15 protein-coding genes are annotated in these 16,108 nt (G+C 59.0%); 10 read left to right on the top strand and 5 right to left on the bottom strand.

Annotation, left to right across the window (positions count from 1 at the left end; genetic code table 11):
* Positions 1 to 135 precede the first annotated feature (135 nt).
* From grxD to ACM6IO_RS21860, 3 genes are all read right to left on the bottom strand, one after another.
* Complete coding sequence (gene grxD / locus ACM6IO_RS21850) at positions 136 to 477, bottom strand: Grx4 family monothiol glutaredoxin (RefSeq protein ID WP_008032163.1); 342 nt, start codon at positions 475 to 477, stop codon at positions 136 to 138.
* A gap of 97 nt (positions 478 to 574) precedes the next feature.
* Positions 575 to 2,680, bottom strand: a complete 2,106-nt coding sequence (locus ACM6IO_RS21855; protein WP_253404826.1) for a molybdopterin oxidoreductase family protein — start codon at positions 2,678 to 2,680, stop codon at positions 575 to 577.
* A 176-nt stretch (positions 2,681 to 2,856) separates the two neighbouring features.
* The gene (locus ACM6IO_RS21860) at positions 2,857 to 3,105 is read right to left on the bottom strand and encodes a hypothetical protein (protein ID WP_414912214.1); all 249 of its coding nucleotides are present in this window, start codon (positions 3,103 to 3,105) and stop codon (positions 2,857 to 2,859) included.
* 407 nt (positions 3,106 to 3,512) lie between these two features.
* On the opposite strand from ACM6IO_RS21860, the gene argF reads away from it, so the two are divergent.
* Positions 3,513 to 4,433, top strand: coding sequence for an ornithine carbamoyltransferase (gene argF / locus ACM6IO_RS21865; RefSeq protein WP_192228575.1), 921 nt, complete (start codon positions 3,513 to 3,515; stop codon positions 4,431 to 4,433).
* Complete coding sequence (locus tag ACM6IO_RS21870) at positions 4,430 to 5,539, top strand: ABC transporter ATP-binding protein (RefSeq protein WP_008040856.1); 1,110 nt, start codon at positions 4,430 to 4,432, stop codon at positions 5,537 to 5,539. The genes argF and ACM6IO_RS21870 overlap by 4 nt, the downstream gene beginning before the upstream one ends.
* A gap of 111 nt (positions 5,540 to 5,650) precedes the next feature.
* Here the strand turns inward: ACM6IO_RS21870 and ACM6IO_RS21875 are convergent, their stop codons facing one another.
* Both ACM6IO_RS21875 and ybaK read right to left on the bottom strand, forming a co-directional pair.
* Positions 5,651 to 6,433, bottom strand: coding sequence for a PhzF family phenazine biosynthesis protein (locus ACM6IO_RS21875; RefSeq protein ID WP_192228574.1), 783 nt, complete (start codon positions 6,431 to 6,433; stop codon positions 5,651 to 5,653).
* A 15-nt stretch (positions 6,434 to 6,448) separates the two neighbouring features.
* Positions 6,449 to 6,919, bottom strand: coding sequence for a Cys-tRNA(Pro) deacylase (gene ybaK, locus ACM6IO_RS21880; RefSeq protein WP_007971306.1), 471 nt, complete (start codon positions 6,917 to 6,919; stop codon positions 6,449 to 6,451).
* 368 nt (positions 6,920 to 7,287) lie between these two features.
* Between ybaK and ACM6IO_RS21885 the strand changes: the two genes are divergently transcribed.
* The 8 genes from ACM6IO_RS21885 (at position 7,288) to ACM6IO_RS21920 (ending at position 16,095) form a co-directional block, all read left to right on the top strand.
* The gene (locus tag ACM6IO_RS21885; protein WP_008032171.1) at positions 7,288 to 8,139 is read left to right on the top strand and encodes an MIP/aquaporin family protein; all 852 of its coding nucleotides are present in this window, start codon (positions 7,288 to 7,290) and stop codon (positions 8,137 to 8,139) included.
* Positions 8,140 to 8,214: 75 nt separating this feature from the next.
* A complete protein-coding gene (gene glpK / locus ACM6IO_RS21890) occupies positions 8,215 to 9,720 on the top strand; it encodes a glycerol kinase GlpK (protein ID WP_008032172.1) in 1,506 nt (501 codons plus the stop codon).
* Between the two features lie 95 nt (positions 9,721 to 9,815).
* Positions 9,816 to 10,571, top strand: coding sequence for a DeoR/GlpR family transcriptional regulator (locus ACM6IO_RS21895; protein WP_008032173.1), 756 nt, complete (start codon positions 9,816 to 9,818; stop codon positions 10,569 to 10,571).
* Between the two features lie 279 nt (positions 10,572 to 10,850).
* On the top strand, positions 10,851 to 12,389 hold the full coding sequence (glpD, locus tag ACM6IO_RS21900) for a glycerol-3-phosphate dehydrogenase (protein WP_414912215.1): 1,539 nt from the start codon (positions 10,851 to 10,853) through the stop codon (positions 12,387 to 12,389).
* A gap of 447 nt (positions 12,390 to 12,836) precedes the next feature.
* Entirely contained in the window at positions 12,837 to 13,751 is a 915-nt protein-coding gene (locus tag ACM6IO_RS21905; RefSeq protein WP_008032176.1) for a glutamate/aspartate ABC transporter substrate-binding protein, read from the top strand.
* A 195-nt stretch (positions 13,752 to 13,946) separates the two neighbouring features.
* Positions 13,947 to 14,693 carry an amino acid ABC transporter permease gene (locus ACM6IO_RS21910; protein WP_008032179.1) on the top strand — a complete coding sequence of 249 codons (747 nt, stop codon included), beginning with the start codon at positions 13,947 to 13,949 and terminating at the stop codon, positions 14,691 to 14,693.
* Positions 14,693 to 15,364: an amino acid ABC transporter permease gene (locus tag ACM6IO_RS21915; RefSeq protein WP_192228573.1), complete on the top strand. Its 672-nt coding sequence runs from the start codon at positions 14,693 to 14,695 to the stop codon at positions 15,362 to 15,364. Before ACM6IO_RS21910 ends, ACM6IO_RS21915 begins: the two co-directional genes overlap by 1 nt.
* On the top strand, positions 15,361 to 16,095 hold the full coding sequence (locus ACM6IO_RS21920; protein ID WP_008032183.1) for an amino acid ABC transporter ATP-binding protein: 735 nt from the start codon (positions 15,361 to 15,363) through the stop codon (positions 16,093 to 16,095). Before ACM6IO_RS21915 ends, ACM6IO_RS21920 begins: the two co-directional genes overlap by 4 nt.
* The last annotated feature ends 13 nt before the right edge of the window (positions 16,096 to 16,108 follow it).

Consider the following 16,108-nt stretch of genomic DNA (forward strand, 5'->3'; position numbering starts at 1 on the left):
ATAAAAAGCCCCGCTCTCTTTTAAGAGGCGGGGCTTTTTTATGCCTGTGCTGTTGTAGGAGCGAAGCTTGCTCGCGAAAGCGGTGTGTCAGGTACAACGCCTTCGCGGGCGAGCCTCGCTCCTACAGAAAGCAGGTCAGGCTTCGGTCTTGGCAGCAGCGGCGGCTTCAACAGCCGCTTTGATGGTGCTTTGCAGCGAACCGTCTGCAGCCATCTCGGTCATGATGTCGCTACCGCCGACCAGCTCACCACCGACCCACAGCTGCGGGAAAGTTGGCCAGTTGGCGTATTTTGGCAGGTTGGCGCGGATTTCCGGGTTCTGCAGGATGTCCACGTACGCAAACTTTTCACCACATGCCATCACGGCCTGTGCGGCTTTCGCGGAGAAGCCACACTGCGGGGCATTCGGCGAACCTTTCATGTAAAGCAGAATGGTGTTGTTGGCAATCTGCTCTTTAATCGTTTCGATGATATCCATGAAGCACCTCGGCTGAACTTTCCGACTCGGGGGTCGGCACGGTGGCGCATTGTAACGGAAAGCCGAGCGCCATGCTCGGTCTCCCCGACAGACTCAATCAAGCCGCCGCTACGGTCACCGGCACACCGTTCAATGCCGCATTCCCCGACAACTCATCGAGCTGACACTCGTCGGTCAGGTCATTGGCACTGGAACCTGGCTGGCCGCTGGCAATCGTCATCTGCACGCCAGGCCGCGCATGGCCCCAACCGTGCGGCAGGCTGACCACTCCTTTCATCATATCCTGACTGCCCAGCACTTCCACTTCGATCATGCCGACCCGGGAACTGACCCGCACCCGCTGCCCATCGCTGAGCCCGCGACTGGCCAGGTCGTCCGGATGCATCAGCAACTGATGACGCGGCTTGCCCTTCACCAGTCGGTGATAGTTGTGCATCCACGAGTTATTGCTGCGCACGTGACGACGGCCAATCATCAGCAGTTCATCAGCCGCCGGTGCTTGCAGCGCCGCAAATCGCGAGAGGTCGGCAAGGATCGCCGCCGGTGCTGCCTGAACGCGCTGGTTGGCGGTTTTCAGGCGTGGCGCCAGGTTGGATTTCAGCGCGCCAAGATCAACGCCATGCGGTTGATCAAACAGCGTCGCCAAAGACAGCTTGTGCGGCGAAGCGTCGCCATACAGCCCCATTCGCAAGCCACGATCGATCATCTGCGCTGGGGGAATCGTCGGTTTCAGTTCCTTGCCGGTCTTCGCGGCAAAGGCCTTGGCCAGCCCGACGAAAATCTCCCAGTCGTGCAACGCGCCTTCCGGCTTGGCCAGGATCGCGCGATTGAACCGGCTGACGTTACGCACCGCAAACATGTTGAACGTGGTGTCGTAGTGATCGTTTTCCAGGGCTGAAGTGGATGGCAGGATCAGGTCGGCATAGCGCGTGGTTTCGTTGATGTACAAATCAACACTGACCATGAACTCCAACCCGTCCAGCGCCTGCTCCAGTTGCCGGCCATTGGGCGTCGACAACACCGGATTGCCGGCCACGGTAATCAACGCGCGAACCTGCCCTTCCCCTTCGGTGAGCATCTCTTCGGCCAGCGCCGACACTGGCAGCTCGCCGCTGTATTCCGGACGCCCAGACACGCGGCTCTGCCACAGATTGAAATGCCCGCCCGAGGTAGACGCCACCAGGTCCACCGCCGGCTCGGTGCACACCGCACCACCGACGCGATCAAGGTTGCCGGTGACCAGGTTGATCAACTGCACCAGCCAATGACACAACGTGCCGAACGCCTGTGTTGAAACGCCCATGCGGCCATAACAAACCGCTGTCGGCGCCGCCGCGAAGTCCCGCGCCAATTGGCGGATCTGCTCGGCCGGCACGGCACACAACGGGCTCATGGCTTCGGCGGTGAAAGCCGCGACGGCCTCGCGCACGTCATCCAGGCCGTCGACCGGCAAATGGCTGTCGCGGGTCAGGCCTTCAGCAAACAACGTGTTGAGCAGCCCGAACAGCAATGCCGCGTCGCCACCCGGACGGACGAACAGATGCTGATCGGCAATCGCAGCCGTTTCGCTGCGACGCGGATCGACCACCACCACTTTGCCGCCCCGGGCCTGTATCGCTTTCAGGCGCTTTTCGACATCCGGCACAGTCATGATGCTGCCGTTGGAGGCCAGCGGATTACCACCAAGAATCAGCATGAAATCGGTGTGATCGATGTCCGGGATCGGCAACAGCAGACCGTGGCCGTACATCAAATGGCTGGTCAGGTGATGAGGCAACTGATCGACCGAGGTCGCGGAAAACCGGTTGCGGGTTTTCAGCAGGCCAAGAAAGTAATTGCTGTGGGTCATCAGCCCGTAGTTGTGCACGCTGGGGTTGCCTTGATAAACCGCCACCGAGTTCTGCCCGTGGCGCTCCTGTATCCCCGCCAGGCGTTCGGCGACCAGATTGAAGGCATCTTCCCACTCGATGGGCTGCCATTCGCTGCCAACGCGCAGCATCGGCTGACGCAGGCGGTCAGGATCGTTCTGGATGTCTTGCAGGGCAACGGCCTTGGGGCAGATGTGCCCGCGGCTGAACGTATCGAGGGCATCGCCCTTGATCGAGGTGATCTGCACATCGCCATCGAGCTCGGTGGTCTCGATGGTCAGGCCGCAGATGGCTTCACACAGGTGGCACGCACGGTGATGGAGAGTCTTGGTCATGGCCAGTCTCTGTCTTGTTCTGGGCGGGCAATAACGGCCGCGGGAACAAAACTATGGCGCGTGCCCCGCCACTGCGCCAGCGACGTTCGTCTTGTGAATCGGCGGCCATCAGGCCAGCCGATGACCGCTCGGGATCAGTTCGACGGCAGCCTCGGTGGCGCCTGCAACTGAATCTCCTAGATGGTTTCAATCTGTTCGTGGGCGACATGCACGCCGGTGAGCTCGCCGATCAGCCGCCAGTGCTCGTCGAGCCCTGTGCTGATGGTGGCCATGCGGTCGATCATCCGCCGGCCAGCGGCCCTGGTCACCTCGTCGTTACTTCGCAAAAGCTCAAAGGACATTGAGGTCATGGAAGCAGTGAGATGCGTCAGTGAGCGGGCCGTGAGACCTAGTAATTCCATCAATTGCTGTTCTTTCGATTCCATTCCGAAGGCTTCCTGCGTCGCTCGTGACTTAGTTATAACCCAGCACATTGCATTAGCAAGTGTTACAAACGAGGCACATTGCCATCAGCTGACTGGAATGCCGGGTCAGAAACCGACCATCAGCGCACCATGCCCGCCCTGTTTGATTGCAAAGCCCCGCAGCCGCAGTGTACAAATGAGCAGCTGCTGTCAGGAAACAGGCTTCAAAAGCGCTACTGCGGTCACCCCATAGCCCCTCTGAAATCCCCTAAAAACCGTAGCCCTATTGGTAAGACGCGACATTTAATTATAAGATCGCGCCTTCCCCTATTTCGTCGCCCTGTGCGGCTTACGCCGCAGGTCTCGCCCGTTTTCCAGTTAAACAAGGCTTTGAGCATCTGCGGTTTGTAGCAAAAAGGTAGTCAATGATGAGCGCAAGGCACTTTCTCTCCCTGATGGATTGCACGCCCGAAGAGCTGGTCAGCGTGATCCGTCGAGGCGTTGAGCTCAAAGACCTGCGTAACCGCGGCGTACTGTTCGAGCCCCTGAAAAACCGCGTGCTCGGGATGATTTTCGAGAAGTCCTCGACCCGTACCCGGATCTCGTTCGAGGCCGGCATGATCCAGCTCGGTGGCCAGGCAATCTTCCTGTCGCCGCGCGACACGCAACTGGGCCGTGGCGAACCGATCGGCGACGCCGCCATTGTCATGTCGAGCATGCTCGATGCGGTGATGATCCGTACGTTTTCCCACAGCACCCTGACCGAATTCGCCGCCAATTCGCGCGTCCCGCTGATCAACGGCCTGTCCGATGACCTGCACCCGTGCCAGTTGCTGGCCGACATGCAAACCTTCCTCGAACATCGCGGCTCGATCCAGGGCAAGACCGTTGCCTGGATCGGCGACGGCAACAACATGTGCAACAGCTATATAGAAGCGGCGATCCAGTTCGACTTCCAGTTGCGCATTGCGTGCCCTGAAGGCTATGAACCCAATCCTGAGTTCGTGGCCAGCGCCGGTGACCGGGTGACCATCGTCCGGGATCCGAAGGACGCCGTGCGCGGCGCGCATCTGGTGAGCACCGACGTCTGGACCTCCATGGGCCAGGAAGAGGAAACCGCCAAGCGCCTGAAGCTGTTCGCACCGTTCCAGGTCAACCGCGCCCTGCTGGACCTGGCCGCCGAAGACGTGCTGTTCATGCATTGCCTGCCCGCCCACCGTGGCGAAGAAATCAGCCTCGACCTGCTCGATGACCCGCGCTCAGTCGCCTGGGATCAAGCGGAAAACCGTCTTCACGCACAAAAGGCCCTGCTCGAGTTTCTCGTTCCGCCTTCGTACCACCACGCATGAGCCAGCCATTACTGCTTAACCTGCGCAACCTCGCTTGCGGCTATCAAGACCAGCGCGTCGTGCAGAACCTCAACCTGCATTTGAATGCCGGTGATATCGGTTGCCTGCTCGGTTCTTCGGGTTGCGGCAAAACCACGACGCTGCGGGCGATTGCCGGTTTTGAACCAGTGCACGAAGGTGAAATCACCCTGGCGGGCGAGACGATCTCAAGCGCCGGCTTCACCCTCGCACCGGAGAAACGCCGGATCGGCATGGTGTTCCAGGATTACGCACTGTTTCCGCATTTGAGCGTGGCCGAAAACATCGCGTTCGGGATTCGCAAGCATCCGCAAAAGGATCGCGTGACCGAAGAGCTGCTGGAACTGGTCAACCTGAAAAACCTCGGCAAACGCTTTCCGCACGAGCTTTCCGGCGGTCAGCAACAGCGTGTCGCCCTGGCTCGCGCCCTGGCACCGGAACCGCAACTGTTACTGCTCGACGAACCGTTTTCCAATCTCGACGGCGAACTGCGGCGCAAGCTCAGCCACGAAGTGCGCGACATCCTCAAGGCCCGTGGCACCAGCGCGATTCTGGTGACCCACGACCAGGAAGAAGCCTTCGCGGTAAGCGATCATGTCGGGGTTTTCAAGGAAGGTCGCCTGGAACAGTGGGACACGCCCTACAACCTGTATCACGAACCGCTGACGCCCTATGTGGCCAGTTTCATCGGTCAGGGATACTTCATTCGTGGTCAGCTGAGCAGCCCGGAATCGGTGCAGACCGAGCTGGGTGAGTTGCGCGGAAATCGGGCCTACACCTGGCCGATTGGTGGCGCCGTGGACGTATTGTTGCGCCCGGACGATATCGTTTATGCACCGGACAGTGGCTTGAAGGCGCGGATTGTCGGCAAGTCGTTCCAGGGTGCGTCGACGTTGTATCGGTTGCAGATGCCGACGGGCGCGCAGCTGGAATCGATTTTCCCGAGCCATGCCGATCATCTGGTCGGTGCAGAAGTTGGCATCCGGGTTGCTGCTGAACACCTGGTGTTGTTCCAGGCGTCCGGCAGCATCGCCGCGCAGATTCCGACGGTCGAATCCGGCGTTCGGCGTTACAGCACCGCCAGCTGATACCTGAATCTGTAGGAGCGAGGCTTGCCCGCGAAGGCGTAGTGTCAGTCGATATTTGCATTGCCTGACACTACGCCTTCGCGGGCAAGCCTCGCTCCTACGGGATTGGGGTTAACCCAGCATCAGCATTCCGCTCGCAACCAGCGTCGCATTCCCGCCGATCTTCACCCGATCGCCTTCCAGCCGACAGAACAACTCCCCGCCTCGCTTCGAACACTGATACGCCGTCAGGCTCGACTTGCCCAAACGCTTCGACCAATACGGGATCAAACTGCAATGGGTCGAACCGGTCACCGGATCCTCATTGATACCGATCGCCGGCGCGAAGTACCGCGACACAAAATCATGCTTGCTGCCCTTGGCGGTGACGATGGCTCCCGGCCACGGCAGTTTGGCCAACGCGACCATGTCGGGCTGACAGTCGAGCACGGCCTGCTCCGACTCCAGCACCACGAATAACTCATTCGAACCCAACACATCGACCACGTCGACGCCCAAAGCACGTTCGACATCCAGGGTCACGCCGACTGCAGACGGCACGATTGCCGGGAAATCCAGCCACAAGCGGCCACCCTCACGACTCACGCTCAGCGGGCCGGACTTACAAATGAAGTCCAGGCGTTCGACCGGCTCCTTATAGATCTCGAACAAGACATAAGCGCTGGCCAGGGTGGCATGCCCACACAAAGGCACCTCGGTGGTCGGAGTGAACCAGCGGATGTGCCAACCCTGCCCTTCACGCACCACAAAGGCCGTTTCGGCGAGGTTATGTTCAGCGGCGATTTTCTGCATCAACTCATCGGCGAGCCACGCATCGAGGCGATAGACCATCGCCGGGTTGCCACTGAACGGTCGATCACTGAACGCATCGACCTGATGGAACTCAAGCTGCATAACCTTCTCCCTGATTCAGGCGCGGCCGATATCGGCGAACTTGGCCTGGGTATGTTCGGCCAGTACCGCGGGGGCCAGTTCCACTTCCAGGCCACGTCGACCGGCACTGACAAAAATGCTGGCAAAGGGCTGGGCCGAATTATCGATAAACGTGCGCAGGCGCTTTTTCTGTCCCAGCGGGCTGATACCGCCCAACAGATAACCCGTCGAGCGCTGTGCAGCGGCAGGGTCGGCCATTTCGACTTTTTTCACCCCGGCCGCATGCGCCAGGCCCTTCAAGTCCAGACTTCCGACGACCGGCACCACCGCCACCAGCAATTCCCCTTTTTCACTGGCCGCCAGTAACGTCTTGAACACTTGCGCCGGGTCCAGCCCCAGTTTCTCCGCGGCCTCCAAGCCATAGGACGCCGCCTTCGGATCATGTTCGTAACTGTGCACGCGATGTTCGGCACGAACTTTTTTCAACAAATCCAATGCGGGGGTCATGACAGCTCCAGACTGGGCGGCAGAGAAAAATACTGCGCTGGATTCTAGGACATTGCTCCACAAAAGGCTCTATCACGGCAGCGTTTCCAGCGCTTGGCGCGATTCTTTACCGCTCGTCAGAGTTCGTCCGGTTCGCCAAACAAAACGATCATTCATGTGACTAATAGTTGCATTGTGACCGACAGTTCACTTTCGACCTTTGACAGCAGTGTTTCTTGTCTATATTTTTTCGAATCTGAATACAGTACAACGTGACAACGCAGTACCCAGCAGTAAGCCAGGAACAGGATGGGGATCCTGCCCTGGTGAAAATCGCGCTTTGGCCATGACGAAAAAAGCGCCAGACAACAAAAACAAAGAGGTTTTCAATGACAACTGCTTTACAACAACCGTCGCTTTCGAGCCAATGCATGGCCGAGTTTCTGGGCACTGCACTGCTGATCTTTTTTGGTACCGGTTGCGTTGCCGCGCTCAAGGTCGCGGGTGCCAGCTTTGGCTTGTGGGAAATCAGCATCATCTGGGGCGTCGGCGTCAGCATGGCGATCTACCTGACCGCCGGGGTTTCGGGTGCTCATCTCAATCCTGCCGTAAGCATCGCGCTGAGCATTTTCGCTGACTTCGAAAAACGCAAACTGCCGTTCTATATTCTTGCCCAGGTGGCCGGCGCCTTCTGCGGCGCGTTGTTGGTTTACACGCTGTACAGCAATCTATTCTTCGATTACGAACAAACTCACCATATGGTTCGTGGCACTCAAGCCAGCCTTGAACTGGCGTCGGTGTTCTCCACGTTCCCCAACCCGGTCTTGTCCACGGCCCAGGCCTTCCTGGTTGAAGTGATCATCACCGCCGTTCTGATGGGCGTGATCATGTCCCTGACCGATGACAACAACGGTCTGCCAAACGGGCCGATGGCGCCGCTGCTGATCGGCCTGCTGATCGCGGTGATCGGTAGTTCGATGGGCCCGCTGACCGGTTTTGCGATGAACCCGGCGCGTGACTTCGGTCCCAAACTGATGACTTTCTTCGCTGGCTGGGGTGAAATTTCCTTCACTGGTGGCCGCGATATCCCGTATTTCCTGATCCCGATTTTTGCACCGATTGTCGGTGCCTGCCTCGGTGCTGCAGCGTATCGCGGGCTGATTGCCCGTCATCTGCCCAGCGCCGAACCTGCTACAAAGGACGCAACACCGGCCATTGACGGCAAACCAAGAACTTCTTGATACCGTAGGCGCGTGATCCTGCCCATTTGGTCCCGCGCCTGACCTCACTCCCTTTTTTCGTCCAAGGCAATCGACATGACCGACATTCAGAATAAGAACTACATCATTGCCCTCGATCAGGGTACGACCAGCTCCCGCGCGATCATTTTCGACCGCGACGCGAACGTGGTTTGCACCGCCCAGCGCGAATTCGCCCAGCATTACCCGCAAGCCGGTTGGGTCGAACACGACCCGATGGAAATCTTCGCCACCCAAAGCGCCGTGATGGTCGAGGCCCTGGCGCAAGCCGGCCTGCATCACGACCAGGTCGCGGCCATCGGCATCACCAACCAGCGCGAAACCACTGTGGTCTGGGACAAGACCACCGGCCGCCCGATCTACAACGCGATCGTCTGGCAGTGCCGCCGCAGCACCGAGATCTGCCAACAGCTCAAACGTGACGGCCACGAGCAATACATCAGCGACACCACCGGCCTGGTCACCGACCCGTACTTCTCGGGCACCAAACTCAAGTGGATCCTCGACAACGTCGAAGGCAGCCGCGAGCGTGCGCGCAAAGGCGAACTGCTGTTCGGCACCGTGGACAGCTGGCTGATCTGGAAATTTACCGGCGGCAAAGTCCACGTCACCGACTACACCAACGCCTCGCGCACCATGCTCTTCAACATCCACACCCTGGAGTGGGATGCGAAGATGCTGGAGGTGCTGGATATTCCGCGCGAGATGCTGCCGGAAGTTAAATCCTCGTCAGAAATCTACGGCCACACCAAAAGCGGCATCGCCATCGGCGGTATCGCCGGTGATCAGCAGGCTGCCCTGTTCGGCCAGATGTGCGTCGAGCCAGGCCAGGCGAAAAACACCTACGGCACCGGCTGCTTCCTGCTGATGAACACCGGCGACAAAGCGGTGAAGTCCAAGCACGGCATGCTGACCACCATCGCCTGCGGTCCGCGTGGCGAAGTGGCCTATGCGCTGGAAGGCGCGGTGTTCAACGGCGGCTCCACCGTTCAGTGGCTGCGTGACGAACTGAAAATCATCAACGACGCCCACGACACCGAATACTTCGCCAACAAGGTCAAGGACAGCAACGGCGTGTACCTGGTGCCAGCCTTCACCGGCCTGGGCGCTCCGTACTGGGACCCGTATGCCCGTGGCGCACTGTTCGGCCTGACTCGCGGCGTACGCGTGGATCACATCATTCGTGCAGCGCTGGAGTCGATTGCCTACCAGACCCGCGACGTGCTCGACGCCATGCAACAGGATTCCGGCGAACGCCTCAAAGCATTGCGTGTGGATGGCGGCGCGGTGGCAAACAACTTCCTGATGCAATTCCAGGCCGACATCCTCGGCACTCAGGTCGAGCGCCCGCAAATGCGCGAAACCACCGCACTCGGTGCCGCGTACCTGGCCGGTCTGGCGTGTGGCTTCTGGGGCAGCCTGGAAGAACTGCGCGGCAAGGCGGTGATCGAGCGTGAATTCGAGCCGACACTGGACGAAACCGCCAAGGAAAAACTCTACGCCGGCTGGAAAAAAGCGGTCAGCCGCACGCGTGACTGGGAACCTCATGAAGGCGCTGAATAAGCCAACGTAAGTACTCGTATCTGTATGTAACTGGTAGGGAGCAGATTCCTGCGGCATCATGGGCAAATTTTGCACGGCAGCCCAAAGGAAGCCCCATGAATCTGCCTCCCCGTCAGCAGCAAATCCTCGAACTGGTCCGCGAACGCGGCTATGTCAGCATCGAGGAAATGGCCACGCTGTTCGTCGTTACACCGCAGACCATCCGCCGCGACATCAATCAGCTCGCGGAATCCAATTTATTGCGTCGCTACCACGGTGGCGCAGCCTACGATTCCAGTGTCGAAAACACCGCCTACGCCATGCGTGCCGATCAGATGCGCGATGAAAAGCAGCGTATCGGCGAAGCCATTGCCGCACAGATCCCCGATCACGCCTCGCTGTTCATCAACATCGGTACCACCACCGAATCGATCGCACGGGCGCTGCTCAACCACAACCACCTGAAGATCATCACCAACAACCTGCATGTGGCTTCGATGCTCAGCGCCAAGGACGACTTCGACGTTCTGCTGACCGGTGGCAATGTGCGGCGCGACGGTGGCGTGGTCGGTCAGGCGAGTGTCGACTTCATCAACCAGTTCAAGGTCGACTTCGCGCTGGTCGGCATCAGCGGTATTGATGAAGACGGCAGCCTGCTGGACTTCGATTATCAGGAAGTGCGGGTGTCGCAGGCGATCATCGCCAATGCACGGCAGGTGATTCTGGCAGCGGACTCCAGCAAATTCGGGCGCAATGCCATGATTCGCCTGGGGCCGATCAGCTTGATCGATTGCCTGGTGACGGATCAGCAGCCAGTGCCGGCGCTGGCGCAGTTGTTGAGTCAGCACAAGATTCGGTTGGAGGTTGTTTAACCCCTCTGACTGCTAAACAACCTCCTTGTAGGAGCCGGCTTGCTGGCGATGGCGTCTTCAAGGCCGCCATCGCCAGCAAGCCGGCTCCTACAAAATGCGTGCCCCCCCGCAATCCCCCCTCGGCTACTAATGTTCGTAAATTTTCCTTTAACGGCCCTTCGATCAGTATTTTCAATCGAAGTTAACTGGCTGTGGGCGGCTTTATGGGCTACCATTTTCGCAAATGAACATTAATGTTCGAAATCCAATATCGACAATCAAAAAAACCGAGGCCAGCCGATGCCCACTTCTACCTTGCCTACGCCCCCACTCGCCGAGGTCTACGATATCGCCGTCATCGGTGGCGGGATCAATGGCGTGGGGATCGCAGCGGATGCCGCCGGTCGCGGTCTTTCGGTGTTCCTTTGCGAAAAGGATGATCTGGCCAGCCACACCTCGTCGGCCAGCAGCAAACTGATCCACGGTGGCCTGCGCTACCTCGAACATTACGAATTCCGCCTGGTCCGCGAAGCCCTCGCCGAGCGCGAAGTGTTGCTGGCCAAGGCGCCGCACATCGTCAAGCAAATGCGCTTCGTCCTGCCGCACCGTCCGCACCTGCGTCCGGCCTGGATGATCCGCGCCGGCCTGTTCCTGTATGACAACCTGGGCAAACGGGAAAAACTGGAAGGTTCGAAAAGCCTGAAGTTCGGCCCGGACAGCCCGTTGAAAAGCGAAATCACCAAAGGCTTCGAATACTCCGATTGCTGGGTCGACGACGCGCGCCTGGTGGTCCTGAACGCCATGGCGGCCCGCGAGAACGGCGCCCATGTGCACACCCAGACCCGCTGCGTCAGCGCCCGTCGAACCAAAGGCCTATGGCATCTGCACCTGGAACGCGCCGACGGCAGCCTGCTTTCGATCCGCGCCAAGGCGCTGGTGAATGCGGCCGGCCCATGGGTTGCCAAGTTCATTCGTGATGATTTGAAGATGGAATCGCCGTACGGCATCCGCCTGATCCAGGGCAGTCACCTGATCGTGCCGAAACTGTACGAAGGTGATCACGCGCACATTCTGCAAAACGAAGATCAGCGCATCGTCTTTACCATTCCGTACCTGAACCATTTCACCCTGATCGGCACCACCGACCGCGAGTACACCGGCGATCCGGCAAAAGTGGCGATCACCGAAGGCGAAACCGATTACCTGTTGAAAGTGGTCAACGCCCACTTCAAGAAGCAGATCAGCCGCGACGACATCCTGCACAGCTATTCCGGTGTTCGTCCGCTGTGCAACGACGAATCCGACAATCCGTCGGCCGTCACCCGCGACTACACCCTCGCGCTTTCGGGCACGGGCGAAGAAGCGCCGTTGCTGTCGGTGTTCGGCGGCAAGCTGACCACCTACCGCAAACTGGCCGAGTCGGCGCTGGCACAACTGGCGCCTTACTTCACGCACATCAAGCCGAGCTGGACCGCCAGCGCCACCCTGCCGGGCGGCGAAGACATGACCACCCCGCAGGCGCTGAAATCGCGCATCCGCGACCAGTTCGACTGGGTACCGACCGAAATCGCCCGTCGCTGGGCAACCACTTACGGCAGCCGCACCTGGCGCATGCTTGAAGGCGTGCAAAGCCTCAGCGACCTGGGCGAGCACATCGGCGGCGGTCTCTACACCCGCGAAGTCGATTACCTGTGCAGCGAAGAGTGGGCAACCACGGCGCACGACATTCTGTGGCGTCGCAGCAAGCTGGGCTTGTTCACCACCCCGGCCGAGCAGCAAGCGCTGGCGGAGTATCTGAGCAAGGTCGAGCAGAACCGCAGCAAGATTGAAGCGGCCTGATCGGTAATCCGCTTGAACGAAAGCCCCTGAATCTCACGATTCAGGGGCTTTTTGCTATTCGGGAAACACCATCAATCCCCTGTAGGAGCCGGCTTGCTGGCGATGGCGGTGTGCCAGTCAACTTCTTTATTGACTGGCACACCGCCATCGCCAGCAAGCCGGCTCCTACAGGGGAATGCGTTTACAGCATGGGGCGTTCGGTTTTCCGAACGCGACCCGTCGGTCTATTCGGTTAACCGGACTATCTCTCTCCAAAAAACGCGCCATAAATATTTAATCTCCTTATAAATCAATATCTTAGCTTGTATCGACTGGTCTGGCACGAGTCATGCTCTACACTCTTGGACGAATGCTTGTTGCGCGGACCTTGAGAAGCCGACAGACATTCGAAGCACAAAAGGGCCGATGAACTGGCTCCATAAAAAAAACAATGTCGAGGAAAATTTGATGCGCATCGTTCCCCATATCCTGGGCGCAGCCATTGCTGCAGCTCTGATTACCACTCCAGTTTTCGCTGCCGAACTCACCGGCACACTGAAGAAGATCAAAGAGTCCGGCACCATCACCCTCGGGCATCGTGACGCTTCCATTCCGTTTTCCTATATCGCGGACGCTTCCGGCAAACCGGTTGGCTACTCCCACGATATTCAGCTGAAAGTCGTTGAAGCCCTGAAAAAAGACCTCGACATGCCGAATCTCCAGGTCAAATACAACCTGGTGACCTCGCAAACCCGCATCCCGTTGGTGCAGAACGGCACCGTGGACCTCGAGTGCGGTTCCACCACCAACAACGTCGAGCGTCAGCAGCAAGTTGACTTCTCCGTCGGCATTTTCGAAATCGGTACTCGCCTGCTGTCCAAGGCAGACTCCAAGTACAAGGATTTCGCTGACCTGGCCGGCAAGAACGTCGTGACCACCGCCGGCACCACGTCCGAACGCATCCTGAAGGCGATGAACGCCGACAAGCAGATGGGTATGAACGTCATCTCCGCCAAAGACCACGGCGAATCCTTCCAGATGCTGGAAACCGGCCGTGCCGTGGCTTTCATGATGGACGACGCCCTGCTGGCAGGTGAAGCAGCCAAAGCCAAGAAGGCAACTGACTGGGCCGTGACCGGCACTCCACAGTCCTACGAAATCTACGGCTGCATGGTCCGCAAGGGCGACGAGCCGTTCAAGAAGGCTGTAGACGACGCCATCGTGGCAACCTACAAGTCGGGCGAGATCAACAAGATCTACGACAAATGGTTCATGCAGCCAATCCCGCCAAAAGGTCTGAACCTGAACTTCCCGATGAGCGACGAGCTCAAGGCCCTGATCGCCAATCCGACTGATAAAGCGGCTGACGACAAGAAGTCCTGATTTTCTGACTAACCTTATCTCCTGAGAGGGCCGTCGCCCTTTCAGGAGGTGGTCACTTCCTGCTGGTATTTTTTGGAAACACTCGAACCGGTGGCTGTCGAGCCGGGAGCGTGTGCCTGATCGAAAAGGTCAGGCGGGAACGGAGCTTCCCCCAAGCGGGCACTTGCACATCGATTGAACTGAGGGGAGACCCTAATGAATTACAACTGGGACTGGGGCGTGTTCTTCAAGTCCACCGGCGTGGGCAGCGAGACCTATTTCGACTGGTACGTGTCCGGTCTGGGCTGGACCATCGGCATCGCCATCGCGGCCTGGATCATCGCCCTGACACTGGGCTCGATCCTGGGCGTCATGCGCACCGTGCCGAACCGCATCGTATCGGGCATCGCCACCTGCTACGTCGAACTTTTCCGTAACGTACCGCTGCTGGTGCAGTTGTTCATCTGGTACTTCCTGGTGCCCGACCTGCTGCCGCAAGACCTGCAGGAATGGTACAAACAGGACCTGAACCCGACCACCTCCGCGTTCCTCAGCGTGGTTGTCTGCCTGGGCCTGTTCACCACGGCTCGCGTTTGCGAACAGGTGCGCACCGGTATTCAGGCACTGCCAAAAGGCCAGGAATCCGCTGCTCGCGCCATGGGCTTCAAGCTGCCGCAGATCTACTGGAACGTGCTGCTGCCCCAGGCCTACCGGATCATCATTCCGCCGCTTACCTCGGAATTCCTGAACGTATTCAAGAACACCTCCGTCGCCTCGCTGATCGGCCTGATGGAGCTGCTTGCACAGACCAAACAGACCGCCGAGTTCTCCGCGAACCTGTTCGAAGCGTTCACCCTGGCGACCCTGATCTACTTCACCCTGAACATGAGCCTGATGCTGCTGATGCGCCTGGTCGAGAAGAAAGTGGCTGTACCGGGCCTGATCTCCGTAGGGGGTAAATGATGGAATTCGACTTCTCGGGCATCATCCCGTCCCTGCCGGGCCTGTGGAACGGCATGATCATGACCCTGCAACTGATGGCGCTGGGCGTCGTCGGCGGGATCATCCTCGGCACGATCCTCGCGCTGATGCGCCTGTCCCACAGCAAAGTGCTGTCGAACATCGCCGGCGCCTACGTTAACTACTTCCGTTCGATTCCACTGCTGCTGGTCATCACCTGGTTCTACCTGGCGGTGCCGTTCGTGCTGCGCTGGATCACCGGCGAAGACACACCGATCGGCGCATTCGCCTCGTGCATCGTGGCGTTCATGATGTTCGAAGCGGCGTACTTCTGCGAAATCGTCCGCGCCGGCGTGCAGTCGATTCCCAAAGGCCAGATGGGCGCTGCCCAGGCTCTGGGCATGTCGTATGGCCAGATGATGCGTCTGATCATCCTGCCGCAAGCGTTCCGCAAGATGACCCCGCTGCTGCTGCAACAGAGCATCATCCTGTTTCAGGACACCTCGCTGGTCTACGCCGTCGGCCTGGTGGACTTCCTCAATGCCTCGCGTGCCAGTGGCGACATCATCGGCCGTTCGAATGAGTTCCTGATCTTCGCAGGTCTCGTGTACTTCACAATCAGCTTTGCCGCCTCGCTGCTGGTCAAGCGTCTGCAAAAAAGGTTTGCCGTATGATCTCTATCAAGAATGTCAACAAGTGGTATGGCGACTTCCAGGTACTGACTGACTGCAGCACCGAGGTCAAAAAAGGCGAAGTGATCGTGGTGTGCGGGCCGTCCGGCTCCGGCAAATCCACCCTGATCAAATGCGTCAACGCCCTGGAACCGTTCCAGAAAGGCGACATCGTGGTCGACGGCACGTCCATTGCGGACCCGAAGACCAACCTGCCGAAGCTGCGTTCACGCGTGGGCATGGTGTTCCAGCATTTCGAGCTGTTCCCGCACCTGACCATCACCGAAAACCTGACCATCGCGCAGATCAAGGTGTTGGGCCGCAGCAAGGAAGAAGCCACCAAGAAAGGCCTGCAACTGCTGGAGCGCGTAGGCCTCTCGGCACACGCTCACAAGCACCCGGGCCAGCTCTCCGGTGGTCAGCAACAGCGTGTGGCGATTGCCCGTGCGCTGGCGATGGACCCGATCGTCATGCTGTTCGACGAACCGACCTCCGCGCTCGACCCTGAAATGGTCAACGAAGTGCTCGATGTGATGGTGCAACTGGCCCACGAAGGCATGACCATGATGTGCGTGACCCACGAAATGGGCTTCGCCCGTAAAGTGGCGGACCGGGTGATTTTCATGGACGCCGGCAAAATCATCGAAGACTGCAAGAAAGAGGAGTTCTTCGGCGACATCAGCCACCGCGCCGAGCGTACCCAGCACTTCCTCAACAAGATCCTGCAGCACTAAAAGATCGAAGCCG

It is taken from the genome of Pseudomonas sp. IT-P44, assembly GCF_949768225.1.
In the GTDB taxonomy this organism is placed as follows: Bacteria; Pseudomonadota; Gammaproteobacteria; order Pseudomonadales; family Pseudomonadaceae; genus Aquipseudomonas; species Aquipseudomonas migulae.

Coding starts and splice junctions, on each gene's coding strand:
- grxD (WP_008032163.1), bottom strand. CDS start 477: ATGGATATCATCGAAACGATTAAAGAGCAGATTGCCAACAACACCATT.
- ACM6IO_RS21855 (WP_253404826.1), bottom strand. CDS start 2,680: ATGACCAAGACTCTCCATCACCGTGCGTGCCACCTGTGTGAAGCCATC.
- ACM6IO_RS21860 (WP_414912214.1), bottom strand. CDS start 3,105: ATGGAATCGAAAGAACAGCAATTGATGGAATTACTAGGTCTCACGGCC.
- argF (WP_192228575.1), top strand. CDS start 3,513: ATGAGCGCAAGGCACTTTCTCTCCCTGATGGATTGCACGCCCGAAGAG.
- ACM6IO_RS21870 (WP_008040856.1), top strand. CDS start 4,430: ATGAGCCAGCCATTACTGCTTAACCTGCGCAACCTCGCTTGCGGCTAT.
- ACM6IO_RS21875 (WP_192228574.1), bottom strand. CDS start 6,433: ATGCAGCTTGAGTTCCATCAGGTCGATGCGTTCAGTGATCGACCGTTC.
- ybaK (WP_007971306.1), bottom strand. CDS start 6,919: ATGACCCCCGCATTGGATTTGTTGAAAAAAGTTCGTGCCGAACATCGC.
- ACM6IO_RS21885 (WP_008032171.1), top strand. CDS start 7,288: ATGACAACTGCTTTACAACAACCGTCGCTTTCGAGCCAATGCATGGCC.
- glpK (WP_008032172.1), top strand. CDS start 8,215: ATGACCGACATTCAGAATAAGAACTACATCATTGCCCTCGATCAGGGT.
- ACM6IO_RS21895 (WP_008032173.1), top strand. CDS start 9,816: ATGAATCTGCCTCCCCGTCAGCAGCAAATCCTCGAACTGGTCCGCGAA.
- glpD (WP_414912215.1), top strand. CDS start 10,851: ATGCCCACTTCTACCTTGCCTACGCCCCCACTCGCCGAGGTCTACGAT.
- ACM6IO_RS21905 (WP_008032176.1), top strand. CDS start 12,837: ATGCGCATCGTTCCCCATATCCTGGGCGCAGCCATTGCTGCAGCTCTG.
- ACM6IO_RS21910 (WP_008032179.1), top strand. CDS start 13,947: ATGAATTACAACTGGGACTGGGGCGTGTTCTTCAAGTCCACCGGCGTG.
- ACM6IO_RS21915 (WP_192228573.1), top strand. CDS start 14,693: ATGGAATTCGACTTCTCGGGCATCATCCCGTCCCTGCCGGGCCTGTGG.
- ACM6IO_RS21920 (WP_008032183.1), top strand. CDS start 15,361: ATGATCTCTATCAAGAATGTCAACAAGTGGTATGGCGACTTCCAGGTA.